Origin of the sequence: Leptospira sp. B5-022 (assembly GCF_000347035.1) — a bacterium.
GTDB classification, from domain to species: domain Bacteria; phylum Spirochaetota; class Leptospiria; order Leptospirales; family Leptospiraceae; genus Leptospira_B; species Leptospira_B cinconiae.
Window position 1 is genome coordinate 1 of record NZ_ANIJ01000020.1, and the last position, 4,167, is coordinate 4,167.

3 protein-coding genes are annotated in these 4,167 nt (G+C 35.4%); all 3 read right to left on the reverse strand.

Translation table 11 applies throughout. From position 1 onward, the window contains the following. Positions 1 to 178: 178 nt before the first annotated feature. On the reverse strand, positions 179 to 706 hold the full coding sequence (locus LEP1GSC192_RS10275) for a hypothetical protein (RefSeq protein WP_036089723.1): 528 nt from the start codon (positions 704 to 706) through the stop codon (positions 179 to 181). A gap of 245 nt (positions 707 to 951) precedes the next feature. Next, positions 952 to 2,298, reverse strand: coding sequence for a helix-turn-helix domain-containing protein (locus LEP1GSC192_RS10280; RefSeq protein ID WP_157186903.1), 1,347 nt, complete (start codon positions 2,296 to 2,298; stop codon positions 952 to 954). Positions 2,299 to 2,482: 184 nt separating this feature from the next. Continuing rightward, positions 2,483 to 4,141, reverse strand: coding sequence for a DUF262 domain-containing protein (locus LEP1GSC192_RS10285; RefSeq protein ID WP_020769907.1), 1,659 nt, complete (start codon positions 4,139 to 4,141; stop codon positions 2,483 to 2,485). Between the last annotated feature and the right edge of the window lie 26 nt (positions 4,142 to 4,167).

Here is a 4,167-nt window from a genome sequence, read left to right on the forward strand (position 1 = left end):
AAGGGTTGGCGACGTTTCGCGAGTCCGAAGGACTTGGCGCGAGGCTTGCTCTGCAAGACGAGTGACAAAGCGAAATGTGGCGGAGCCTGGAGCGAGGGTGCGCAAGCATCCCGAAGCGTAACGCCAACTCGAAAGTTAAGCGACGTGCAGGCATAACAAAAACAAATTTACGGCACCATTATCTTAAGGTCCCATTTTGCCAAAAGAAGGACTTTTTTGGGTCACGTTCATATTTATCCAATATACTAGGAAATAATTCTGGATAAGGAGCCGCGGATAATGGTAAACAAAACATAAATTCAGGATCCTGAGGTTTCCCAGATAAGCCAATTACTATAAATACTGGAATTCTTTCCCTTTTCATAAATTGGGTATATCTTTTGATTTGCTCTGCCTTAGACCAATTAATCACATAATCATTGATCTTCGAACTTTTCACTGGATTACTTCTAAATTTGCATTCAACTGCAAATATTTCCTTAGTTGGCTTATAACGAATTTTGAGATCTGGATTTTGATTACTCTCAACTAAGAAACCTGTTCGACTTGCATCATGATCGCGAGTCCAATCAACCGCACTGAAATAATTCTTATCGAATTTAGATAACACATATCTTTCGAAATTCTTTCCCTTATCCAGCGATGCCTGACGTTCATCAGGAATCCAAAGATCAATAGTTTGAAGTAATTTATCGAGAAAACTCATTGGAATTCAAAAATGATATTCTTTTGTATGAATTCAAATACTAGAAATTTTAGTATTTGGATAAATTTTTGCCTGTATGTTCGCTTAACGACCAAGGTGTTCCGACGTTTCGCGAGTCCATAAAGACTTGGCACGAGACTTGCTCTGCAAGACGAGTGACAAAGCGAAATGTGCCGTAGGCCAAGCAAGGGTTGCGTAGCAAGCCCGCAGCGCTGCGGAAGCACCGATAGTTAAGCGCCGTAAAATTATATTAGCATTTTTATTGCTTCTCTATCTCCTTCTGGGAAATCCATACCAATCAAACCGAGGATTTTCACCGTTATAGGGATTGTTGTCAATATAGCAAACTCTTGTTCTGAATACTCTTCAAACTTCTGTTCCGAAGAAGATTTCTCTTCCAAGTCTATTGGAATAAACGAAGTGATGTTATTTAGTATTGGATATTCACTATTATCCGAAATGAAATATGGCATTTTATACTTTTTACAATGCTCAATAAATAATTTGTAATCCATGAATGGAATCTTTCCATGAGCATTACTCAATATTATTTTGCTACATAGCGGAGCCTTATAATTAACATGATCTAGTATCCTTTTATAAAGGCAAAATGAATAAACTACGCTTTTAAGAACGTCCGTAAAACCAACTAATGCTAATGATTGAAATCTTTCATTCTCTAAACAATGTATAAATTCATCAAAAAATTTGTAATTCGCCCGAAAGCTAATTAATAATGAATCACTATTGAACTTAGGAAAATAAGTTTCGCTACTTTGTATCCTAACTTTGAATGAATAGTTATTACGATTAAAAAGGGCGATCACCCCGCTATTTCGATAGTCATTCTTTAAGACAGATCGAAATACTATATTCGGTCCTTCAGTATAGACATTATCAAATTTGTAGAATTTCTTTCCGAAATCGTCAATTATATCATCAAGATCAGATAATAGTATTATTTCTTTGCTAAGTTTATTCGGAAAAGGAGATGGAAAATAATAAACATTTAAATTAGTTAGCTTATAATCATTTCTTTTATCGATATAATTCAAAGCATCTATTTCTTTTTGAATTAAAAATTCAATTTCTTTAGATTTTGCATATAGTTCATCTACTACATAACGACTGTTTTCCTCTTCACCTTCAGATGAATCATGCTTTCTTCTATAAATTTTTCCTGACAAAGAAATATACGGAGGGTTATTGCCTGCAGGAACATCAATTACAATTAGCTGTTTACCTTTTTCTAAGCCGATTTCCGGGATTGGTCCAGGAATTGGCAATATATCGACGTAAGGAGTAGGAGATATATTGCGTTTAATTGTATCCTTTATTAAAGATATTTGCCGTTTAGCAAGTTCTATATCTATCCCAATAAATTGATATTTTGGAATCGAGTCTTCTTTAATTTCTTTAACTCCAACAACAATATAACCACCGTATGAATTCAAAAATGATGTTATTGATTTTGATGCCTTACTGGAATCATTGAACTTTTCTTTGTATTCAATAAACCATCCTTCCGAAGCCGAAATTAAGTTTTCTATAAGAAGTTCTTTATTTTGATCTAATATTTGATATCTTTGCATTTTAATTTTATGGCGCTTAACGACCAAGCCTAGCCGACGTTTCGCGAGTGCGTAGTAGCACTTGGCGCGAGGCTTGCTTAGCAAGACGAGTGACAAAGCGAAATGTGCCGGAGGCCAAGCAAGGGTCGCGTAGCGATCCCGCAGCGCTGCGGCTGAGGCGAAAGTTAGTCGCAGTAGACGCTTATTACATTAATTCCTCTTCATCATCCTCTATAACTGGCATATCAATTGCATCTATTTCTTGAGGAATCAAAATCTCTTGAAAATGTTGAACGACAGCATCTGCACGTTTAGTAATAAATTTTTCATAATCATTCTCCCAAATTCCAAACTCATACATATCAGTAATAAGATGAGATTTCAGAGTTTCTTCCAATTTCGGATTACTTTTACTGAATTCAGTCATATAATTTGCGGGCGCTTTATCTCGAATTTTACGTTTATTCAAGTAGTCATCAACTATCGTTATATTAAGAATATTATTAGCCTTCGAATTTTCGATACCACTCCGTTCTAAGAATGCTTTCGGAAAAAAATGATGATAATTCTTTGAGGAAGATATTTTAAGCCAGGCGTTATCAATTATAACCTTTCCATCATTATCAAAGGATTTCGGCTCATAATAAGAATAAACACAGAGAATAGCTTTAATAAAACTCCTACCTGTACTAAACCAACCATTTCCCTTAATATATTCAGATGTGATTTTAACTGGCCAACTATAAGTAACATGGTCGTTCTGCAGAACTGCATCCATCCTCTTTATATCTTGAGCGAGTTTGGTCTCAAGCCCAGAGGAATATCGCCCAGATAAAGAGCACCTCCAAAAAAAATCCTGAAGTTTTCTCTCCGTTTCTCCTGTAGGCCTAGTTTGATGATGGTAGAAGAAATATGAAAAACTAACTAAAAGTGCATTATATGGGAGAAGTTGAGAAACAGGAATTCGATAGAATGTCCGAAAATAATCAATCGCTCTCTTTAAGCTATCAACTGCCTTGTCCCATGCAGGGATAAATTCGTGTCTCGTTATAGTAAGAATATCTTTTCTTCTGCATTCTTTACGTAAAATTATAGAGATTATTTGCAATACAGTAACATCAGATATAGTTTCATATCCTACTTCTTGTAATTCTTGTATCAAAAGCTTAAACTTCTCAGACAAGTCAAAGCCACTCGGCAAATCATAGGTCTTTGCGACCATAATTTCGAAAAGTGTTAAAGTTTTTCCTCCTTCGTTTATGCGAGAAAATATTTCCGTCGCTACACTGATATTAACTTCCTTTATTAGTATTATCGAATAACTATATGATTCGAGCCTTTTTTTATATTCTTCCAATTTATGATGGTATTGGCTCGGATATCCTGATAGCAACGACAACCCACCCGTTAGCAACTGATTAATTGTTATAACTCTGTCATTTACTTCTAAAATTTCCTGTGACGTCTTAACAATTTTATCATCTTCGTTTGAATCAAGATCTATATAGATTTTTGAAAAATCTTCTAACTTTTTAGATTCTCGAACAATAGTGATCCCCCTTAAACTACAATAAAGGCTTGTTAATCTTTGTTGTCCGTCCAAAACGTAATTAACATATTCGCCGTCTCCTGCCTCAGGCAATTCGACATTCCCTATATTTCGAATCGCTCTCAAGCGATCATTCGTACGCCAAAAGATAAAAGTCCCAATCGGATATCCTTTAATAATGCTATCGAGCAAATTAACGACTTTGCTGATTTCCCAAACAAATTCTCTTTGAAATTGTGGAATCTTAACTTGTCCTCTTTCAATATCGTTTATTAGAGAGCTGTATGGCGTTCCGTGAGGCTCTGGTAAATTCATACTTCTTCCTTAAAAGATTTATTTGG

Bases quoted from the DNA above. Each gene is read 5' to 3' on its own strand.
- LEP1GSC192_RS10275 (WP_036089723.1), bottom strand. From the start codon at position 706: ATGAGTTTTCTCGATAAATTACTTCAAACTATTGATCTTTGGATTCCT.
- LEP1GSC192_RS10280 (WP_157186903.1), bottom strand. From the start codon at position 2,298: ATGCAAAGATATCAAATATTAGATCAAAATAAAGAACTTCTTATAGAA.
- LEP1GSC192_RS10285 (WP_020769907.1), bottom strand. From the start codon at position 4,141: ATGAATTTACCAGAGCCTCACGGAACGCCATACAGCTCTCTAATAAAC.